General features: G+C 62.9%; 16 protein-coding genes and 1 tRNA gene. 15 read left to right on the forward strand and 2 right to left on the reverse strand.

Going from position 1 to position 19,456, the window contains the following annotated elements; genetic code table 11:
• Positions 1 to 59 precede the first annotated feature (59 nt).
• Complete coding sequence (locus DEHOM01_RS02650) at positions 60 to 1,271, reverse strand: SPFH domain-containing protein (RefSeq protein ID WP_061211345.1); 1,212 nt, start codon at positions 1,269 to 1,271, stop codon at positions 60 to 62.
• Between the two features lie 75 nt (positions 1,272 to 1,346).
• Positions 1,347 to 2,006, reverse strand: coding sequence for a TetR/AcrR family transcriptional regulator (locus DEHOM01_RS02655; RefSeq protein ID WP_082738661.1), 660 nt, complete (start codon positions 2,004 to 2,006; stop codon positions 1,347 to 1,349).
• 87 nt (positions 2,007 to 2,093) lie between these two features.
• On the opposite strand from DEHOM01_RS02655, the gene DEHOM01_RS02660 reads away from it, so the two are divergent.
• The 15 genes from DEHOM01_RS02660 to DEHOM01_RS02730 all read left to right on the forward strand — a co-directional run bounded on the left by DEHOM01_RS02660 (position 2,094) and on the right by DEHOM01_RS02730 (position 19,242).
• Positions 2,094 to 2,165, forward strand: a tRNA-Gln gene (locus DEHOM01_RS02660).
• A gap of 47 nt (positions 2,166 to 2,212) precedes the next feature.
• Complete coding sequence (glmU, locus tag DEHOM01_RS02665) at positions 2,213 to 3,673, forward strand: bifunctional UDP-N-acetylglucosamine diphosphorylase/glucosamine-1-phosphate N-acetyltransferase GlmU (RefSeq protein WP_082738662.1); 1,461 nt, start codon at positions 2,213 to 2,215, stop codon at positions 3,671 to 3,673.
• Between the two features lie 4 nt (positions 3,674 to 3,677).
• Positions 3,678 to 4,658: a ribose-phosphate diphosphokinase gene (locus tag DEHOM01_RS02670; protein ID WP_061211347.1), complete on the forward strand. Its 981-nt coding sequence runs from the start codon at positions 3,678 to 3,680 to the stop codon at positions 4,656 to 4,658.
• Between the two features lie 225 nt (positions 4,659 to 4,883).
• A complete protein-coding gene (locus DEHOM01_RS02675) occupies positions 4,884 to 5,510 on the forward strand; it encodes a 50S ribosomal protein L25/general stress protein Ctc (protein WP_061211348.1) in 627 nt (208 codons plus the stop codon).
• Positions 5,511 to 5,661: 151 nt separating this feature from the next.
• On the forward strand, positions 5,662 to 6,264 hold the full coding sequence (pth, locus tag DEHOM01_RS02680) for an aminoacyl-tRNA hydrolase (protein ID WP_061211349.1): 603 nt from the start codon (positions 5,662 to 5,664) through the stop codon (positions 6,262 to 6,264).
• Entirely contained in the window at positions 6,261 to 9,929 is a 3,669-nt protein-coding gene (gene mfd / locus DEHOM01_RS02685) for a transcription-repair coupling factor (protein ID WP_061211350.1), read from the forward strand. Before pth ends, mfd begins: the two co-directional genes overlap by 4 nt.
• On the forward strand, positions 9,929 to 10,945 hold the full coding sequence (locus DEHOM01_RS10190) for a MazG nucleotide pyrophosphohydrolase domain-containing protein (RefSeq protein WP_061211351.1): 1,017 nt from the start codon (positions 9,929 to 9,931) through the stop codon (positions 10,943 to 10,945). The genes mfd and DEHOM01_RS10190 overlap by 1 nt, the downstream gene beginning before the upstream one ends.
• A gap of 144 nt (positions 10,946 to 11,089) precedes the next feature.
• Positions 11,090 to 12,370, forward strand: coding sequence for a phosphopyruvate hydratase (gene eno, locus DEHOM01_RS02695; RefSeq protein WP_034372854.1), 1,281 nt, complete (start codon positions 11,090 to 11,092; stop codon positions 12,368 to 12,370).
• 19 nt (positions 12,371 to 12,389) lie between these two features.
• Entirely contained in the window at positions 12,390 to 13,004 is a 615-nt protein-coding gene (locus tag DEHOM01_RS02700) for an FtsB family cell division protein (RefSeq protein WP_245630638.1), read from the forward strand.
• A gap of 33 nt (positions 13,005 to 13,037) precedes the next feature.
• Positions 13,038 to 13,592, forward strand: a complete 555-nt coding sequence (locus DEHOM01_RS02705) for a DUF501 domain-containing protein (protein WP_061211352.1) — start codon at positions 13,038 to 13,040, stop codon at positions 13,590 to 13,592.
• Positions 13,589 to 14,554 carry a Ppx/GppA phosphatase family protein gene (locus DEHOM01_RS02710; RefSeq protein WP_061211353.1) on the forward strand — a complete coding sequence of 322 codons (966 nt, stop codon included), beginning with the start codon at positions 13,589 to 13,591 and terminating at the stop codon, positions 14,552 to 14,554. The genes DEHOM01_RS02705 and DEHOM01_RS02710 overlap by 4 nt, the downstream gene beginning before the upstream one ends.
• 39 nt (positions 14,555 to 14,593) lie before the next feature.
• Positions 14,594 to 15,946: an NAD(P)/FAD-dependent oxidoreductase gene (locus tag DEHOM01_RS02715; RefSeq protein WP_034374785.1), complete on the forward strand. Its 1,353-nt coding sequence runs from the start codon at positions 14,594 to 14,596 to the stop codon at positions 15,944 to 15,946.
• A gap of 191 nt (positions 15,947 to 16,137) precedes the next feature.
• Positions 16,138 to 16,920 carry a glucosamine-6-phosphate deaminase gene (gene nagB, locus DEHOM01_RS02720; protein WP_061211354.1) on the forward strand — a complete coding sequence of 261 codons (783 nt, stop codon included), beginning with the start codon at positions 16,138 to 16,140 and terminating at the stop codon, positions 16,918 to 16,920.
• A 64-nt stretch (positions 16,921 to 16,984) separates the two neighbouring features.
• Complete coding sequence (locus tag DEHOM01_RS02725) at positions 16,985 to 18,481, forward strand: NCS2 family permease (RefSeq protein ID WP_061211355.1); 1,497 nt, start codon at positions 16,985 to 16,987, stop codon at positions 18,479 to 18,481.
• A gap of 56 nt (positions 18,482 to 18,537) precedes the next feature.
• Complete coding sequence (locus DEHOM01_RS02730) at positions 18,538 to 19,242, forward strand: class I SAM-dependent methyltransferase (RefSeq protein ID WP_061211356.1); 705 nt, start codon at positions 18,538 to 18,540, stop codon at positions 19,240 to 19,242.
• The last annotated feature ends 214 nt before the right edge of the window (positions 19,243 to 19,456 follow it).

Below are 19,456 nucleotides of genomic sequence, written 5' to 3' on the forward strand. Positions count from 1 at the left end.
GAACCGGCCCCCCGGGCCTTCGGAAGGCATGGGGGCCGGTTGCGGGCCGGGTGCGTAGGTCAAAGGCCGAGCGCCTTCTTCTTTGCCGCCTCGTAGTCAGCCTCGGTGATGAGACCCTGGTCGAGCATTTGCTTGAACTGGGCGAGTTTCTCCGCGGGGTTCGGCTCGGTGCCGCCTTGGTTGGACTGCGCCTGCTGGCTCTGCTGGCCCTGCGGGCTCTGGCCCTGGCCGGCGAACGGGCCCGACGCTTGCGCAGGCTGCACGAGGCCTCCAACGGCACCGGCTCCCATGCCCATCATCGCGAGGCCCGTGCCGCCCCCGTTCTCGCCGGCGGACTGCACGCCGCGCGCGACAGCCTGGTTGACGAAGCTCTGGTTGCGGTTGCCCGAAAGCGCATCGGCAGCCTGAACATCCTTGAGGAGCTTTCGCGTGTTCTCGTCGTACTCGATCGACGCGATCGCGACTTTTTCGATGACGAGGCCGCGATCGGTCGTCCAGCGGTAGTTTTCTTCGACCACGCTCGAGAGGGAGGCCGCGAGCCCGAGCGAATCCGACTGGATTTTTGTGATGCGGTTGTTCTTATCCGGGTCATTCGTGTAGCGCGAGAACGCCGGGGCGAGCGAGGAGACGACTTCCTGGAAGAGCTGGTTCGCGGCGTCGTTCTCGGTATCGGTGAAGTTGAAGATTGGCGCATTCGCAGAGATGTAAACGGCGGGAACCCAGTTGTGGATGAACAGGAGCGGATCCACGATGCGGATCGTGTAGGTGCCGCGTGCGACGGCTCCCACCTGGGCGTTCATGTACTGATCATCCCAGTAGATTTCCGATTGAGTGCCGAAACGGTTGTTCGGGAGCTCCTTGAGGCTCACAAAGAACGCGAGCTGCTGCGATCCTGGTTGGCCGCCAAACTTGAAACGCTCCCACGACGTTTCGAGCGTTGACGCAAGAATGCCGTCGTTCGCGAACACGGTGCGGGAATTCGGGTCGCCCGAATGCCACTCGTAGCCGCCCGCCTCGGTAATGAGGCCGGTGACACGGCCGTCCTGGAGCGTGACGAGAGCGTAGCCCGCCGGCACGACAATCCGCGATCCGTTGCTAATGATGTTTTCGCTGCCGCGAGTGTTCGAGCCGCGCCCCGCGTTTGTTCCTCGCGGAACCGCGGGGAAAAGGGCCGCGGTGGGCGGGAGGTTGGAGGGGACGGTCAGAAAGTCCTTCCACTGATCGGCAAAAGTACCGCCCAGCGCGTCCTTGAAAGCCTGGATGAAACCCACGAAATCTCCTCTGTTAGAGCCGACGGACCGAGTATAGAGGATCTAGGTCACAGACAAACGGCGTTATCTGTGGGGTTATTTCTTCTTCGAGTGTCGGTTGGTCGTGAGGAGCCTCGGTTCAGATTCGAGGCCGCGAAGCCCGTTCCACGCGAGGTTCACAATATGGCTCGCGACAACCTCTTTCGAAGGGCGACTCGTCTCAAGCCACCACTGGCCGGTGTAAGAAACGATTCCGACGAGCATCTGCGCGTACATCGCCGCGTGCAGCGACGTGTACTTCTGTGCACGCATGTGCCTCACGAGAAGGTCTTCGACCTGGCTCGCGACGTCCACGAGAAGCGCCGAATACGTTCCCGACGTTTGTGAAGCGGGGGAGTCGCGCACGAGAATTTGGAAACCGTCCTCGTTTTCCTCGATATAGGTCAAGAACGCGAGCGCGGCCTTCTCCACGAGTACGCGGGGGTGCTGGTGAACATCGTGGAGCGCATCTTCAAGGACGCGCAGGAGGTGATCCGTTTCGCGATCGACGATCACGGCATAAAGACCCTCCTTGCCTCCAAAGTGCTCATAGACGATCGGCTTCGACACTCCTGCCTTCGCCGCAACTTCCTCGACACTCGTCGCGTTGTAACCCTTCTGCGCAAAAAGTGAGCGGCCGACGACGACAAGCTGCTCGCGTCGCTGGCGGCCCGTCATGCGGGGAGAGCGAGCGCGAGGGGGACGTGAATCAGACATGTGCAACATTTTCGCACGCCGAGGCGCGTACCGTTTTCGCTCTCGCGGCTTGAGGGGCTAGGCTTGTCCCCGGCGCCCTCGGGCCCATCCGCGATGGTGTAATCGGCAACACCCCAGTTTTTGGTTCTGGTATTCCAGGTTCGAGTCCTGGTCGCGGAACGATCCAGCACCGGATTCATCGCACCGGACACAAGGAGCACCTTTCCGTGGCACATTATTCGCCCGCAGCTGTCGTCGTCCTCGCAGCCGGCGCAGGAACTCGCATGAAATCCGCTCTTCCCAAGGTTCTCCACCCCGTATGTGGCACCTCGATGCTCATGCACGCGATCAACGCAGCGCGCGGAACGGGCGCCGGCGAGATCGTCGCGGTCGTCCGCCACGAGTGTGAACAGGTTCTCTCTCACCTCGCGCAGAACGCTCCCGAGGTCGTCACCGCCGATCAGGATGATATCCCCGGCACTGGCCGCGCCGTTCAATGCGGTCTCGACAAGGTTGAGGCGACCGTCGGAACCGTACTCGTGACCTACGGCGACGTCCCCCTGCTCCAGTCAGAAACGCTCCGCGCCTTCGTCCAGGCCCACGAGGAGTCTGAATCGTGCGTGTCGATCCTCACCGCTCACCTCGACGACCCGACCGGATACGGCCGCATCGTGCGCAGCGCCGACGGCTCCCAGGTCGAAGCTATCGTCGAGCATAAGGACGCGAACGACGAGCAGCGTTCGATCACCGAAATCAACTCGGGAATCTGTGCATTCGACCTCGCATTCTTGCGCGAAGCCCTCACGAAAGTTGGCACCGATAACGCCCAAGGCGAGATGTACCTCACCGACGTTCCCGGCATTGCCCGTGCCGAGGGGCAAAAAGTCACCGCGTACGTCATTGATGACGCAATCCAGGTGGAAGGCGCCAACGATCGGGTCCAACTCAGCGAGCTCGGTGCCGAAATGAACCGTCGGACCCTCGTGCGCCACATGCGCGCCGGCGTGAGCATCATCGATCCGTCCTCGACGTTCATCGACCCCGAAGTCGAGATTGGGCAGGACACGACAATCCTCCCCGGCGTGCAGTTGCACGGGCACTGTGTCATTGGCGGCGACGTAACCGTCGGACCGGACACGACCCTGACCGACGTCACCATTCACGACCGAGCCGAGGTTGTGCGTACTCACGGCTTCGGCGCGGTCATCGGGGAGGGGGCGACCGTGGGGCCCTTCACCTACCTGCGGCCGGGGACCGTTCTCGGCGCCCGCGGCAAGATCGGTGGCTTCTGCGAAACCAAGAATGCGGAGATTGGCGATGGCGCAAAGGTTCCCCACCTTTCTTACGTGGGTGACGCCGAGATCGGCGAGGGGACGAACATTGGTGCGGCAACGATCTTCGCGAACTACGATGGGGTGAACAAGCACAGGAGTGTCGTCGGCAAACACGTGCGCGTTGGAAGCGACAGCGTCCTCGTCGCGCCTGTGACAATCGGCGACGGTGCGGCAACGGGAGCTGGAACGATCGTCCTTAAAGACGTCCCGCCCGGCGCCCTTGCCGTCAATGCTACGAAGCCTCGCATTACCGAGGGGTGGACGCTCACCAAGCGCACGGGCACCGCCGCGGCCGAAGCCGCCGAAAAAGCGCTTGACCACGACTCTCGAACCGCAACCACCGAGGAGAAGTAAAACGATGAGCGGCATCATCACCAGCGGAGAAAAGCACCTCGTTCTCGTTTCGGGGCGCGCCCACCCCGTGCTCGCCGAGGAAGTCGCCAAGGAACTCGGTGTTGACCTTCTCCCGACGGACGCGTGGGATTTCGCCAACGGCGAGATCTACGTGCGCTACGGCGAGAGTGTGCGCGGGGCGGACGTCTTCGTTCTCCAGTCGCACCCGGCTCCCATCAATAACTGGCTCATGGAGCACCTCATCATGGTGGACGCCCTCAAGCGCGCGTCCGCGAAGCGCATCACGGCGATCGCCCCGAGCTACCCGTACGCCCGCCAGGATAAAAAGCACCGTGGTCGCGAGCCGATCTCGGCCCGACTGGTCGCCGATCTGTATAAGACCGCCGGAATTGACCGCCTCATCTCGGTGGACCTGCATGCGCCGCAGGTTCAGGGCTACTTCGACGGTCCCGTCGATCACCTCATGGCCATGCCCATCCTCGCGAAGTACGTCGAGTCGACCTACGGCGACGAGGATCTGTGCGTTGTCTCGCCAGATGCCGGCCGCATCGGCGTAGCCGAGAAGTGGGCGAAGCGCCTTGGCGGCGTGAACCTTGCCTTCGTGCACAAATCGCGCGACCCGCGTCGCCCCAACCAGGCCGTTGCGAAGCGCATCATCGGCGACGTGCAAGGAAAGACCTGCATCCTCGTCGACGACATGATCGACACCGCGGGAACGATCGTCCAGGCCGTCGAAGCCCTCACGAAGAACGGCGCGAGCTCCGTGGTGGTAGCCACGACGCACCCGATCTTCTCGGACCCGGCCGTTGAGCGCCTCAAGAATTCGGCGGTGCGCGAGGTCATCGCGACCAACACGCTGCCCATCCCCGAGGAAAAGCAGTTCGAGAAGCTCACGATCCTCTCGATCGCGCCGCTTCTCGCACGTGCGATCCGTGCCGTCTTCGATGACGGCTCTGTGACCTCGCTGTTCGACGGCGACGCCTAATCTCCTCGTCTGTCACCGGTCGCGCAGTCTGCTCGGCGTGACGTGCCTCGCTTCACGTCGCACTTTGTCGAGTGACTGCGCGGCCGTGCCGTATGATTGGACGGTACTTCGGCGAGGGAGAGGCTTCGGCTTACTCCGTTATCGACGCGGTTGAATCCTTGGGCTCGTGTTCCCACGTGCTCGGGGCGCGCCGTCTCGCCCCGCTTCACACCCAAGGAGTTTCACATGGCCGAGAACATCAAGGTCGACGTCCGTTCCGACTTCGGCAAGGGCTTTGCACGCCGCATGCGCGCCGAAAGCAAGATCCCCGCGGTCCTGTACGGCCACGGCACCGAGCCGGTTCACCTCGCGCTTCCGTATCACGCGACGGCTCTTGCCGCGCGTCACTCGAACGCTCTTCTCGAGCTTGAGATCCCGAACGCTGAAAACGAGCTCGCGATCATCAAGGACATTCAGCGCCACCCGCTCTCGCGCGACATTCTCCACATCGACCTCCTCATCGTGAAGCGCGGCGAGAAGGTTGAGGTTGACATCCCCGTGACCGTCGAAGGCGAGCCCCAGTCGCCCGCCGTTGCCGTGGTTGACATTCAGGAGATCACCCTCCTCGCCGATGCACTCAGCCTTCCCGAACACATCGTCGTCGACGTTGAGGGCAAGGTCGAAGGCGATGCGATCTACGCCGGTGACCTCGATCTTGGAGACGCCGAGCTCGTTACCGATCCCGAGTTCCTCGTGGTGTCGATCCAGGTCCCGCAGGTCGACGAGGCCGACCTCGAGACGCCTGGCTCCGAGGACGACGAGGAAGCGGCAGAGGATGCTGCCGAGGAGTCGTCGGAGGGCGACGACGAGTGAGTTCTGATCCGCGACTTCGCGGATCGTGAAATCTAATGCAGGGGCGTCGCACACAGGTGCGGCGCCCCTGTAGCCTTTTCGGGGGGCCGACGGTCGCCGGCCAGCCGGCGGTGACCAGGTTTTCTCCTGGATTAGTGCGGAAAGTAGAGTTGTGAGCGAGACGATGCTGATTGTGGGCCTCGGGAACCCTGGCCCCAAGTATGAAGCGACGAGACACAATGTCGGGCACATGGTGCTTGATCGACTTGCCGAGTGGGCCGGCGCCTCGTTCAAACGGCACAAGAAGGCCAATGCTTCAGTTATTGAGGGGCACATGGGGGCGCCGGGTACCGGCCGCCGGGTGATTCTGGCGAAACTTGGGTGCTACATGAACACTTCGGGTGGGCCCGTGTCTGCGCTCGCGCAGTACTACGGGATCGAGCCCGAGAATCTCATCGTCGTGCACGATGAGATCGATACGCAGTTCGGTGCGATTAAAGCGAAGATCGGCGGGGGAGAAGGCGGTCACAACGGCCTTCGTGATATCTCGTGTGCGCTCGGCACCAAAGACTATTTGCGCGTGCGCGTCGGCGTGGGGCGTCCCCCGCAGGGGCGCGATACCGCGGATTTCGTCCTCGCTCCTTTTTCCTCGTCGGAGCGCAAGGTACTTGATGACCTCGTGACCTCGGCCGGGCAGTGCGTGGAGATGCTCGTGGAGCAGGGCCTCGTGGCGGCGCAGCAGGAGTTTCATTCGCGCGAGGCGATCCGCCCGTGAGCATCGCCCCCGTTCTCGCCGCCGCGGCGCACTCTGCTGATCTCGCGCGCTTCGTCGAAGCGCGTTCCACCGCCGAGGGCGTATCGATCATCGCCCCGAGCGGCATGCACCCGCTTTACCTTGCCGAGGCCGCTTCGCGCAGGGGACCGTCGGACCCGCTCGTCGTGGTGACGGCAACGACGCGTGAAGCAGAAGATCTTGCCGCCCAGATCGAAGCTCTCGTCCCGGCCGCGAAGGTCGCGCTGTTCCCCGCCTGGGAGACCCTTCCGCACGAGAGGCTTTCGCCGCGTAGCGACACGGTCGCGCGCAGGCTTTCCACGCTCTATTCACTGGCGCATCCGGACGAAACGGGTGGGGTCGAGGTGCTCATGGTGCCTGTGCGTGCACTCGTGCAGCCGATGGCACGCGGACTTGAGAATCTAGCGCCGGTTCATCTCGAGCGCGGCGACTTCATTGCGATCGACGAGCTTGTGGAGAAGCTCGTCGGTGCGGCGTACTCGCGCGTGGACATGGTCTCCTCGCGCGGTGAGTTTGCGGTGCGTGGCGGCATTGTGGACGTGTTCCCGCCGACGCTCTCGCATCCCGTCCGCCTCGATTTTTTCGGCGACGAGCTTGAAGAGATCCGTTTCTTTTCCGTCGCGGATCAGCGCTCGATGGAGGATACTCTCGAAGCGTTCGATGCACCCGCGTGCCGTGAGATTCTTCTGACGGAGGACGTGCGCGCGAGAGCACGCGCCGCGATCGCGCAGCTGCCCGGCGCCGCTGACATCCTCTCGCGGCTTGCGGAGGGCATTGCCGTCGAGGGCATGGAGTCGCTGACTCCGCTTCTGGTGGGGGAGATGGTGAGCCTCGCGGACCTACTTCCCGAGCATTCGAGCCTTGTGTTCGTCGAGCCCGAACGCATTCGCACGCGTGTCGATGAGCTCGTGCGCACAACGGAAGAGTTCCTTGAGGCGGCGTGGTCGAGTGCAGCGCAGGGCGGTGCCGTGCCGATCGATGTATCGCAGGCAAGCTTCTCGTCGCTCGAGGACACACTCGGCGAGCTTGAGGCCCGACACCTCCCGGTCTCCACGCTTGCCCCGTTCGGGCTCGATGCCGACCTCACGTCCCAGGCGAAGCCGCACCCTGGATACGGCGGCTCGATCGCGAATGCGGCGCGCGACCTCGCACAGCACGTCAGTGACGGATGGCGAATCGTCCTCACGACCGCTGGAGCGGGTACCGGGCGCCACATCGCCGAGTCGCTCACTGAGGCGGGTGTCACGGCGCGGTTCAGCGCTGATCTCGACGAGGAGCTTTCCCGCTCGCACGTGAGCATCACGACCGGGCCGATCACCGAGGGAATCCTCCTCGAGGACATCAGACTCATGCTCTTGTGTGAGCGAGACATGACGGGGAAATCGGCCGCTCGCCGATCTGGTGGCAAGAAACTTGCCGCACGCCGCCGCGCGATGGTCGATCCGCTCCAGCTGTCGCCCGGGGACTATGTCGTTCACAACCATCACGGAGTCGGGCGGTTCGTGGAGATGACGAGCCGCACCGTAGGCACGGGCGATAAGCGCGCGACCCGCGAATACCTCGTCATCGAGTACGCGAGCTCGAAGAAGGGCCAGCCTGGTGATCGCCTCTACGTCCCGAGCGACCAGCTCGACCAGGTGACGAAGTACGTCGGCGGCGAGGCTCCGAGCGTGAACAAGATGGGCGGAAGTGACTGGTCGAAGACCAAGTCGCGTGCGCGCAAGGCCATCCGGGAGATCGCCGATGAACTCGTGAGGCTCTATAGTGAGCGCCAGCGCAGTTCGGGCTTTGCCTTCTCGCCCGATACCCCGTGGCAACACGAACTCGAGGACGCCTTCGAGTACACGGAAACTCCCGATCAACTTTCGACGATCGACGACATCAAGCGGGATATGGAAAAGCCACTTCCCATGGATCGCCTCGTGTGCGGTGACGTCGGCTACGGCAAGACCGAAGTTGCGGTACGCGCGGCCTTCAAGGCTGTGCAGGATGGCAAACAGGTGGCGGTCCTATGCCCGACGACTCTTCTCGCTCAGCAGCACGTCGACACCTTCACAGAGCGATACGCGGGCTTTCCCGTCAACGTGCGCGGGCTTTCGCGCTTCCAAACCAAGGCTGAATCGGACGCGGTGATCGAGGGGCTCAAGGACGGTTCGGTCGACGTAGTGATCGGGACGCATCGCTTGCTCACGGGGCAGGTGCGTTTCAAGGACCTGGGGCTCATCATCGTGGACGAGGAGCAACGCTTCGGTGTCGAGCACAAGGAGACTCTCAAAGCACTGCGCACCAACGTCGATGTGCTGTCGATGTCGGCGACCCCGATTCCCAGGACCCTCGAGATGGCCGTCACGGGCATCCGCGAGCTTTCCACGCTCGCGACTGCGCCAGAGGAGCGCCATCCCGTGCTCACCTACGTTGGCGCGCACGAGGATGCTCAGGTCAAGGCCGCGATCCGCCGCGAACTCTTGCGTGAGGGGCAGGTGTTCTACATCCACAACCGCGTCGAGGATATTGAGCGCACCGCCGCGCACTTGCGTGAGCTCGTGCCCGATGCACGAGTGGAGGTCGCCCACGGCAAGCTTAACGAGGCCCAACTCGAGCGAGTCATCCTCGACTTTTGGGAGAAGCGCTTCGACGTACTCGTGTGCACGACGATTGTGGAAACGGGCCTCGACATTTCGAACGCAAATACCCTGATCGTGGAGAATGCGGACAGATTTGGTCTCTCGCAGCTTCACCAGCTTCGCGGAAGGGTGGGGCGCTCGCGCGATCGCGCCTACGCGTACTTCCTGTATCCGGCGACGAAACCGCTCACGGAAACAGCGCACGATCGCCTCACGACGCTTGCGACGCACTCGGAGCTCGGTGCAGGCATGCAGGTCGCGATGAAGGACCTCGAGATCCGCGGGGCAGGGAACTTGCTCGGCGGCGAGCAGTCCGGGCACATTGCCGGTGTGGGCTTTGACTTGTACGTACGCATGGTCGGCGAGGCTGTCGCAGCGTTCAAGGGCGAATTCGACCATACGGCGAAGGACACGAAGGTCGAATTGCCCCTGAACGCGCACATTCCCGTCGAGTACATCGATTCCGAGCGCCTACGCCTCGAGGCATACTCGAAGATTTCGGCGTCGAAGAGTGTCGACGAGCTCGAGAGCGTGCACTCCGAGCTCGAGGACCGTTACGGCGTGCCGCCTGCGGAGGTCGAGCGTCTCTTTCACGTCGCGCGCTTCCGCCTGGATGCCTCCGAAGCTGGGATCGACGAGGTGCAGGTACAGGGCAAGATGATCCGCTTCGCGCATGTGGACGTCACGGACAGCGTGCAGCTCAAACTCCGCAGGTTGTATCCGGGAACGGTGCTCAAGCCTGCCCTTCGCCAGGTTCTCGTCCCGCATCCGCGCACTCAGCGTGTCGGTGGTATTCCCCTCACCGACGAGGCCCTGCTCGAGTTCTGCCGCGGCGTGATTGCACAGCTGAAGCCCGCATGGGCGAAAGAACGGGGTATCGAGCTTGCCGAGCAGCCGTCGGAACCCTCCCGCGCGCGTTCGTTCGGTTCGCGATCACCGCGCGCAAGTAGGCTCGAAAACTCGCGCCGTGACGCGCCGCAAGGGACGCGCCAGGCGGGTCTTGGACGAAAGGGGCATGCGTGATGAACGGGTCTTTTTCGGGTGAGCTCAAGGTTGTTCCCGTTTCGCCCCTGAATGCGCCAGGGCTTATGACGGCGCGCGGCTGGGACGCACTCAGGGGCGCCGCGAGCGTTGCCCTGTCGTGCGCGCCCCCGGCGTGGGAGGCACACGTTCGCGAGGCTGGGATCGAGTGTGTGCGGCTTGATTGCGCAAATGCCGAAGAGCTCGCTCGCTCGCTTGAGGTCTGGCTTGAGAAATCCGACGCTTGCTCGGGGGAGTACCGCGCCTGGCTCTGCGATTCCGAGCACCCCCACCTTCCGTCGCCGATCGAGACGATTGGCGCGCTCGAAGAGGCCTCCGGGGGGCCCATCGATGCGGATTATGTTTTCGCGTCCCCCGTCGCTCCCGGCGCTGCGGTCGTCGAGTCGGTGAGGATCATGCACGAGCTTCGAAGTCCGGGGGGCGATCCGTGGAGCGCTGCCCAGACACACGGTTCTCTTTCGCGATACTTGCTCGAGGAAACCCACGAAGTTCTTGCTGAACTTGAGCGCGAGCCGATTCGTACGTCGGAGCTCGTTGACGAGTTCGGGGACCTGCTGTTTCAGCTCGTGTTTCATGCCCGAATCGGCATGGAGGAAGCTGAGCCGTGGACGCTGGATTCGGTTGCCCGGTCTCTCAACGCGAAAATGTATCGCCGAAACCCGCATGTGTTTGGACCCGAGCGCGAGGATTTGAGCATTGAGGAGATTACGGCGCGGTGGGACCGCATCAAGTCGCAGGAGAAGCCGCGCCGTGCACTCGCCGAGGGGATTCCACTCGCCCTTCCGGCACTCCAGCGGGCGTTCAAGATCGCCGCGCGTGCGCAAGCTGCGGGGCGGGAGGAAGAGCTTAGGGCTGGCGTTGAGAACAGCGCGTCGAATGGGAGTATCGCCTCTCGAATAATGGCGATCGTGCTCGAGGCGGCAGCGCGTGATGAGGATCCCGAATCGGCTCTTCGCGCACTCGTGGCGAGGGTCGAGGCGCAATTGGCTCGCGACTGAAGTCCCACTCCGTGACCTGGGTCGCATTCGCCGCGCCGGGGGTGCGCAAAACCCTTCAGGTAGATCACACGATCCGCACTAGACTTGAGGGCGAAGGTCAAAGGCGACCCGCCACTTGAAAATCCTGACTAAGGAGGCCATCTCATGGCATTCATCTTCGACGTTCGCGGTCGCGAGATTCTTGATTCGCGCGGCAACCCCACCGTTGAGGTCGTTCTTACGACCGACGAGGGCTACCAGTTCCTCGGCCAGGTTCCTTCGGGCGCCTCGACCGGTGCATTTGAGGCCGTTGAGCGCCGCGATGGTGACAAGGGCCGTTACCTCGGCAAGGGCGTTTCGCAGGCTGCCGCCGCGGTTGCCGAAGAGCTCTCCGAAAAGATCGAGGGTATGGATGTGACCGACCAGCGCGCGATCGACCTCGCGATGATTGACGCGGACGGCACCGACAACAAGGGCAAGATCGGCGCGAACGCCATTCTCGGCGTGTCGATCGCTGTCGCGAAGGCTGCCGCTGCGGAAGCAGAGCTGCCCCTCTACCGCTACGTGGGCGGTCCGAACGCACACGTGCTTCCCGTCCCCATGATGAACATCCTCAACGGTGGCTCGCACGCGGATTCGAACGTGGACATCCAGGAGTTCATGATCGCCCCGATCGGTGCCCCGACGTTCGTCGAGGCAGTCCGTATGGGTGCCGAGGTTTACCACAACCTCAAGAAGGTTCTCCACGACCGTGGTCTCGCGACGGGTCTCGGTGACGAGGGTGGCTTCGCGCCGAACCTCGAGTCGAACCGCGCCGCTCTCGATCTCATCATCGAGGCCATCGAGAAGGCTGGCTACACCCCGGGCAAGGACGTCGCACTCGCTCTCGACGTTGCTGCGTCGGAGTTCTTCGAGGACGGCTCCTACCTCTTCGAAGGTGAAAAGAAGTCTGCCGAGGACATGATCGCCTACTACGGCGAGCTCGTTGAGTCCTATCCGCTCGTCTCGATTGAGGACCCGCTCGACGAGGAAGACTGGGACGGCTGGGTTGCCATCACCGAGAAGCTCGGCGAGAAGGTTCAGCTCGTTGGCGACGACCTCTTCGTGACGAACCCCGTGCGTCTCGGCCGCGGCATTGAGAATGGCGCTGCCAACGCTCTTCTCGTGAAGGTGAACCAGATCGGCACCCTCACCGAGACCTTTGACGCCGTGGATCTTGCCACCCGCAATGGTTTCTCGTCGATGATGTCGCACCGTTCGGGCGAGACCGAGGACACCACGATCGCCGACCTCGCTGTCGCGCTTGGTACGGGCCAAATCAAGACCGGTGCTCCCGCTCGCGGTGAGCGCGTCAACAAGTACAACCAGCTCATCCGTATCGAGGATGAGCTCGGCGACTCGGCCGTCTACGCGGGCGCTTCGGCATTCCCGCGCTTCAAGGCCTGAGCGGTTTACGATAGGGCTCATGCCTGATTCGTTAAAGCACCGAAGGGGCGCCCCGTCGAGACCGGCGGGGCGCTCCTCGGCGTCGCGGTGGCGAACTCCCGCAGCCGCACCCTCCACGCCTACCGGTCGCGCGAGTCGTCGCCGCACGAAGGCTGGGCACACTGCATCGGCGCGCACGGCAACTTCGGTAAGTGTGGGTGCGCGCAAGGTGCTGGCCCCTATCGCGGGGCTCACGGGGCGCTCGCTCGTGCTGCTGGCGATTACGCTTCTCGCGCTCGTGGCGCTCGTTCCTACCGTGAACGGATACGTCATGCAGCAACAGCGCCTCAGCACCCTTCGTGCGCAGGTTGCCGAGCAAGAACGCGAGGTCAAAGGGCTCGAGGCTCAAGTCGCGCGGTGGGAAGATCCGACGTTTGTCTCCGCGCAAGCGCGCGAACGTTTGCTCTTTGCCTACCCCGGGGAAACGCAGTATCGCCTGACAGATTCGAGTGGCGCCGAGGTTCCCCAAACCACCCAGGCCGCGCAGGAGGAGCAGCGCGCGAAAACTGCGTGGTTTGGCACGATGTGGGATTCGCTCGTGGCCGCAAGTCAGGCCGCTCCTCCCGAGGACCCCGCCGATAAGCAAGGCCCCTGAGGCCGATAGTTGCCCGAAAGGTTGTAGTGCTCTATGCCAACACCGCTTGATCCACTTCCGTTCGAGAGCGAGGCAACCGAGGCGGATCTCGCCCTCATGGCTCGCCAGCTTGGTCGAACGATGCGTGGCGTGCATTCGATCGCACGTCGCTGCGCGTGCGGGGCTCCCGCCGTTGTGCGCACGGTGCCGCGTCTGAGCGATGGATCGCCGTTTCCCACGAGCCTTTACCTCACGCTTCCGTCGATGGTCGAGGCCTGCTCGCGACTCGAGGCGCGGGGGTTGCTTGCTGAGTGGACCGCCGAGCTGGAAGAGAACAGTGAGCTTCAGCAGAGCTATGCGCGCGCCCACGAGTGGTACCTGGAGCGGCGCTCCGAACTCGGTAGTGCCGAAGAGATCGATGGCATCAGTGCAGGCGGGATGCCGCACCGCGTGAAGTGCCTCCATGCCGTGGTCGGCCAGGCCCTTGCCGAGGGGCCGGGCGTGAACCCGTTTGGTGACCGCGCCCTTGAGCTGGCCTCTGATGACACGACGATCGATCGATGCCGATGCGACCTCACGCCCGCAATGCTTGAGGAGGAAGGCGCATGAGCCGCAGGGTCGCCGCGATCGACTGCGGCACTAATTCGATTCGTCTTCTCGTCGCGGAAGAAGCGCCCGACGGCTCCTTGCGCGATATCGCGCGGGAGATGAAAATTGTGCGTCTCGGTCACGGGGTGGACCGCACAGGGCGCCTCGACCCGGAAGCGATCGAGCGCACTCTTGAGGCCACTCGGCAGTATGCACGCGTGATCGAGCAGAAAGCTGTCGAAGGCGTGCGCTTTGCAGCGACGAGTGCAAGCCGCGACGCTGAAAACCGAGCGGAGTTCATCGACGGGGTTCGGGAGATTCTCGGTATTGAACCCGAGGTCATCGAAGGAACCGAAGAGGCGGTGCTGAGCTATCGCGGTGCCGTGGCGACTCTTCCCGATCCCGGACCCTCGCCTCGCCTGATCGTTGATATCGGTGGCGGTTCAACCGAACTGGTCTACGGCGAGGATGCGCCGCGAGCCGAGATCAGCCTCGACATGGGGTCTGTTCGCCTCACGGAGCGCCACTTGAGCGCCGACCGCGTGAGTGAGAGCGACATTGAGGCCGCTGTCCGCGATATCGACGCGCTTATTGATGAGGCTTCTCAGACGATCGATTTTTCCGCAGTTCGCGGCATCGTGGGAGTCGCGGGAACCGTCACGACTTTGACCGCCGTTGCCCTCGGCCTCGAGGAATACACGCCCGAGTTGAGCCACGGCGCAAGCATTGATGCCGAGGAATTCACGGCTCTTAGCTATCGAATTCTTCGATCGAGCGCGGCGGAGCTCTCGGCGCTCCCGGCGATCCACCCGGGACGGATAGACGTGATCGGCGCGGGCGCGCTTATTTGGGCGCGAATCCTCGAACGGGTTGCGAACGAAGGCACACTCGAGCGCGTCACGACGAGCGAACACGACATTCTCGATGGACTCGCGATGAGCGTGCTCGATTCACTCAGTTTGGAAGCGCCTCAACGTGGTTGAATTGCATCGTTAGCGATGTGGAAAGGCAAGTTCGCACACATGAACATCAATTCAGGAAACAAGCCGCACGTTCTCGTTCTCGGCGGCGGAAGCGTTGGTATGAACGTCGCAGCTGAGCTGCGCAAGAAGGCCGGCAACAACGTTGCCATCACGGTCGTCGACACTCGTCCCTACCTCACCTATCAGCCATTCCTCCCGGAAGTTGGCGCCGGTGCGATTGACCCGCGCAACGTGCTCGCGCCGTTGCGCAAGGTCCTGCAGGGCACCAAGGTCGTCACCGGATCGGTCGAGACCATCTCGCACGCGGATCGCGTCGTGACGGTCGCTCTCGAGGGCGATGAAACGATCGAGATCAGCTACGACTACCTCGTCGTGGGGCTCGGTTCCGTACCGCGCACGCTCCCGATCCCGGGCCTTGCTGAAAACGCTATTGGGTTCAAGTGGGTCGAGGAAGCCGTGGCCGTGCGCGACCGCATCCTCAGCAACCTCGCCGAGGCCGCTTCGACCAAGGATCCCGAAACCCGCAAGCGCCTGCTGACCTTCACCTTCGTCGGCGGTGGCTTCGCTGGCTCGGAAGCCATTGCCGAAGCTGAAGACATGGTCTCCGCAGCTCTGCGTTACTACCCCGATCTTCACCCCTCGGATGTCCGCTTCGTGATGATCGAAGCTATGGGTCGAATTCTTCCCGAGGTTGGCGAAGAACTCGGTAAGTATGCTCTCAAGCAGTTCCGTGAGCGCGGCATCGAGGTCAAGCTCGAGACCTTCCTCAATTCGTGCGAGGACGGCATTGTCAAGACCTCCGACGGTGACGAATTCGCCTCGGACCTCATCGTGTGGTGTGCCGGCATCAAGCCGAACCCCGTCCTCGAGAACTCGGATCTGCCGCTCAACCAGACCGGCCGCCTTGACTGCCTCGCCGACCTCCGCGTCAAGGGCGAGGACGGCCCCCTCGAGGGTGTTTTTGCAGCCGGCGACTGCACGACTGTTCCGGATCTCGCTTCGGGCGAGGGCAAGGTTTGCCCGCCGAATGCTCAGCACGCCGTGCGCCAGGCGAAGTGCCTCGCTGACAACGTTGCGCGCGCGATCGACTCGCGCCCGCTCGTGGACTACTACCACAAGAACCTCGGCACGATGGCAACCCTCGGCATGTTCAAGGGCGTCGGAACGCTGTTCATCGGCGACAAGAAGGTCGAGCTTAAGGGCATTCCCGCATGGCTCGGCGCTCGCGCCTACCACGTCTATGCCATGCCTACGCTCGGCCGTAAGGCCGGTGTCGTCGCGGGTTGGGTGAGCTCGTTGCTCGGCAACCGCGAAATTCTCGGTATCGCCCAGGCGACAGAACCCCGCAAGGCCTTTGAGCTTGCGGCGGCGTCGACGCCGAAGAAGAAGTAAGCCCGTTTGGGGAAACGGCGCGGAGCTTTCGCGCCAAAACGCAAGGCCCGGCACCTCGAGGTGCCGGGCCTTGCTGGTCTCTTCTCGAAGTACGTATGCTTGCAGGAGCATATGAGCGAGCCCACCATGGGCGTAACCGGAGACCGGCCAGCGTCGGCCCTCCCGCGCCCCAGAACGAAGCCGGAGATGCCATGGAAATCTACATTCGCCCCACCGCCGACGACGCGAGCGTGGTCGTTGCCGATCACATCGAGGCTGCTATTCGCGAAGCAGATGGTGGCCCCGTCACTCTCGGCCTCGCGACGGGATCCTCGCCGATCGCGGCTTATGACGAACTCGCGCGGCGTCACCGTGACGAGGGCCTGAGCTTTGCGAATGTCACTGTCTTCATGCTCGACGAGTACGTGGGGCTTTCGCCCGAGCACCCCCAAAGCTACGCGCGTTTTATTCGCGAGCACCTTGTTGAAAAGGTGGATCTCGACACTGCGAAGGTGTTTTGCCCTCGCGGTGACACGGGGGATCCGGTTGCCGAAGCAGCCCGGTATGACGCCGCGATCAAGGATGCAGGCGGCGTTGATCTCCAGCTCCTCGGGGTCGGGGCGACCGGTCACATCGGCTTTAACGAACCGGGCACGTCGCTCGCTTCGCGCACGCACCTGGTGACGCTCACCCCCAAGACGATCGCTGACAACTCGCGTTTCTTCGATTCGAAAGATGACGTTCCCATCCACGCCATCAGCCAGGGAGTCGGCACAATCCGCGAGGCCAGGAAACTTCTCCTCATCGCAACGGGGGAGAACAAGGCTGAAGCCGTTCGCCAGACAATCGAGGGAGGGGTGAGTGCCCGCTGGACATCGACCGCGCTCCAGCTTCACGAGGACGCCACCATCGTTGTGGATAGCTCCGCGGCCTCGAAGCTCGACTACCTCGACTACTACCGCTTTATCGACGCTAATCGCCCCGAAACGAAGTAAAACTCGAGTTCTTCGTCTCGCTGGCCCGGCCCAAAGCGTTGCTTTGGCCGGGCCTTTTCCTACAATGGGAGCCATGTCCCAAACCCACAGTGCTCCCTCAAAGGGTGCGGCTTTCTCGCGCCTCGATTCGTTTTTCTCGATCTCTAAACGCGGCTCGACGGTCGGCCGTGAAGTGCGTGGCGGCATGGTCACGTTCTTTGCGATGTGTTACATCGTTGTACTGAACCCGCTCATTATCGGCACCGTGCCGGATTCGACCGGCATGTACCTCGGCGGTGGAACCGAGCCGAATATGCCCGCTGTTGCCGCGGGAACGGCGCTGATTGCTGCCGTGTGTTCGATCTTCATGGGAGCGTGGGCGAATTTCCCGCTCGCGATGGCGGCGGGTCTCGGGCTCAACGCGTACCTCGCCTACGGTGTCGTATCACTGCCCGGCATGACCTGGGCCGGTGCGATGGGGCTCGTGCTCGTGGAAGGCATCATTATTCTTTTGCTCGTTCTCACGGGCTTTCGCAAGGCGGTATTCCTCGCGGTCCCGCAGTTCCTCAAGACCGCCATCGCTGTGGGCATGGGCTTGTTCATTGCGTTTATTGGGCTCATCAACGCCCGCTTCGTGACCACCGGTGGTGGCACCCCCGTGCAGCTCGGTAACTCAGGCTCGCTCATTGGCTGGCCTACAGCCGTGTTCGTTTTCGGGCTCATCCTCATGATCGTGCTGTGGGTGAGGAAGGTCCCCGGCGCGATTCTCATCGCGATTATCGCTGCGACAGTACTCGCCATTGTCATCGAGAACACCGTCGGAATCGGTCAGTTTGCCCCCGCAACCGACGCCGATGCGGGTAACCCTTACGGCTGGTCCATGAACGTGCCCGCCCTGAGCGGAAGCGCGTTCGCGCTGCCCGATTTCAGCACCCTGTTCCAGGTCGATCCGGTCGGTGGCCTGCGCGCCATCGGTATCGTCGGCGCCATCATCGTCGTGTTCTCCCTCCTCCTCGCAGACTTCTTCGACACGATGGGCACCATGGTTGCGGTTGGAACCGAGGCAGGGCTCGTCGACGACAACAGCGATGTCGAGAACAGCCAGCGGATCCTCATCGCCGACTCTGTCGGGGCGATCATGGGTGGCGTCGGTGGTGTCTCCTCCAACACGAGCTTCGTTGAAAGCGCGACCGGCGTCGGTGAAGGCGCCCGGACGGGCCTCGCGACCGTCGTCACCGGCCTGTGTTTCATCGTCGCGATGTTCCTATCGCCGATCGTCGCTCTCGTGCCGTACGAGGCTGCGACCCCGGCCCTCGTCCTCGTCGGATTCCTCATGATGAGTCAGGTCGTGGACATTGACTTCAGCGACCTCACGAAGGCTATTCCCGCATTCCTCACGATCATCCTCATGCCGTTCGCGTACTCGATCACCGTGGGCATGGGGGCGGGATTCATCCTGTACGTGGTCATCCAAATTGTCGTGGGGAACGCGAAAAAGGTGCATTGGCTCATGTATGTCGTGAGCGCACTGTTCGTGATGTACTTCCTCCGTGATGCACTCACGGGGCTCATCGGGCTCTGACGCGCCCGTACCCCGCGTTGCGCGCACCGCGGCCTCGATCAGGCACAATAGACCCCATGACGCGAGCTGATCTCACTAAGAACCCCGCCGACGTCTCGACTATGTTTGACGGCGTCGCGGGGCGCTACGACCTCCTCAACACCGTCCTTGCCTTCGGTCAGGATCGAGGGTGGCGATCGGCGATGGTGGAAGCGCTCGATCTGCCGAAGGGGAGCGGAGCTCGCGTACTTGATGTTGCGGCCGGGACCGGTACCTCGAGCGCGGCGATCGCGCGTGCGGGTCACCGGGTTCTTGCGTCTGATTTTTCGGCTGGCATGATGGCGGAGGGGCGCAAGAGGCAACCACACATCCCCTTCGTGGGGGCCGACGCTACCAACCTCCCGTTCACGTCAGATTCATTTGATGCAGCCGTCATTAGTTTCGGTCTGCGCAATGTCGTTGAACCGCGAAAAGCTCTCTCCGAGATGGCGCGTGTGGTGAAGCCGGGCGGGACCGTCGTCGTGTGCGAATTTTCGACCCCAAAAAATCGCGCGTTCCGCCACGTCTACTCGCGCTACATCATGGGGATGCTGCCGCACGTGGCATCGCAGGTATCGGCGAATGGTGCTGCTTACAGCTACCTCGCCGAGTCAATTCTTGCCTGGCCCGATCAGGAGGGCCTACGCGAGTGGTTCCTTGAGCTCGGGCTCGAACGAGCGCAGTATCGCAACCTCAGCGGCGGCATCGTCGCGCTCCACAGGGGTTACGTCCCGGGCTCCTAGGTCGGCCCGCGAGGTCGCAGTGACTTCGCGTCTTTGAATTGTCTCTGTCTGCAGTGCGCAGCCAGGAACCCCTTACCGGACGTCTCGCGCAAATACCTCGTCTCTTTCCGTGCAGGAGCGGAAAGAGACTGCAGCTTTTTTGGGTTGTTTTATGGTGTGGGCCACGAGTTGGGGTGTGTGGTTTGCGCAGGGGTGGTGTGGGGCGTAGTGTTTT

Source organism: Dermabacter hominis NBRC 106157 (genome assembly GCF_001570785.1).
Classification (GTDB): Bacteria; Actinomycetota; Actinomycetes; order Actinomycetales; family Dermabacteraceae; genus Dermabacter; species Dermabacter hominis.

What these genes read in the sequence shown, in the direction of transcription:
- DEHOM01_RS02730 (WP_061211356.1), top strand. Translation starts at nt 18,538, where the DNA reads ATGACGCGAGCTGATCTCACTAAGAACCCCGCCGACGTCTCGACTATG.
- DEHOM01_RS02725 (WP_061211355.1), top strand. Translation starts at nt 16,985, where the DNA reads ATGGGAGCCATGTCCCAAACCCACAGTGCTCCCTCAAAGGGTGCGGCT.
- DEHOM01_RS02655 (WP_082738661.1), bottom strand. Translation starts at nt 2,006, where the DNA reads ATGTCTGATTCACGTCCCCCTCGCGCTCGCTCTCCCCGCATGACGGGC.
- eno (WP_034372854.1), top strand. Translation starts at nt 11,090, where the DNA reads ATGGCATTCATCTTCGACGTTCGCGGTCGCGAGATTCTTGATTCGCGC.
- DEHOM01_RS02705 (WP_061211352.1), top strand. Translation starts at nt 13,038, where the DNA reads ATGCCAACACCGCTTGATCCACTTCCGTTCGAGAGCGAGGCAACCGAG.
- DEHOM01_RS02715 (WP_034374785.1), top strand. Translation starts at nt 14,594, where the DNA reads ATGAACATCAATTCAGGAAACAAGCCGCACGTTCTCGTTCTCGGCGGC.
- DEHOM01_RS02710 (WP_061211353.1), top strand. Translation starts at nt 13,589, where the DNA reads ATGAGCCGCAGGGTCGCCGCGATCGACTGCGGCACTAATTCGATTCGT.
- DEHOM01_RS10190 (WP_061211351.1), top strand. Translation starts at nt 9,929, where the DNA reads ATGAACGGGTCTTTTTCGGGTGAGCTCAAGGTTGTTCCCGTTTCGCCC.
- nagB (WP_061211354.1), top strand. Translation starts at nt 16,138, where the DNA reads ATGGAAATCTACATTCGCCCCACCGCCGACGACGCGAGCGTGGTCGTT.
- DEHOM01_RS02700 (WP_245630638.1), top strand. Translation starts at nt 12,390, where the DNA reads ATGCCTGATTCGTTAAAGCACCGAAGGGGCGCCCCGTCGAGACCGGCG.
- DEHOM01_RS02670 (WP_061211347.1), top strand. Translation starts at nt 3,678, where the DNA reads ATGAGCGGCATCATCACCAGCGGAGAAAAGCACCTCGTTCTCGTTTCG.
- DEHOM01_RS02675 (WP_061211348.1), top strand. Translation starts at nt 4,884, where the DNA reads ATGGCCGAGAACATCAAGGTCGACGTCCGTTCCGACTTCGGCAAGGGC.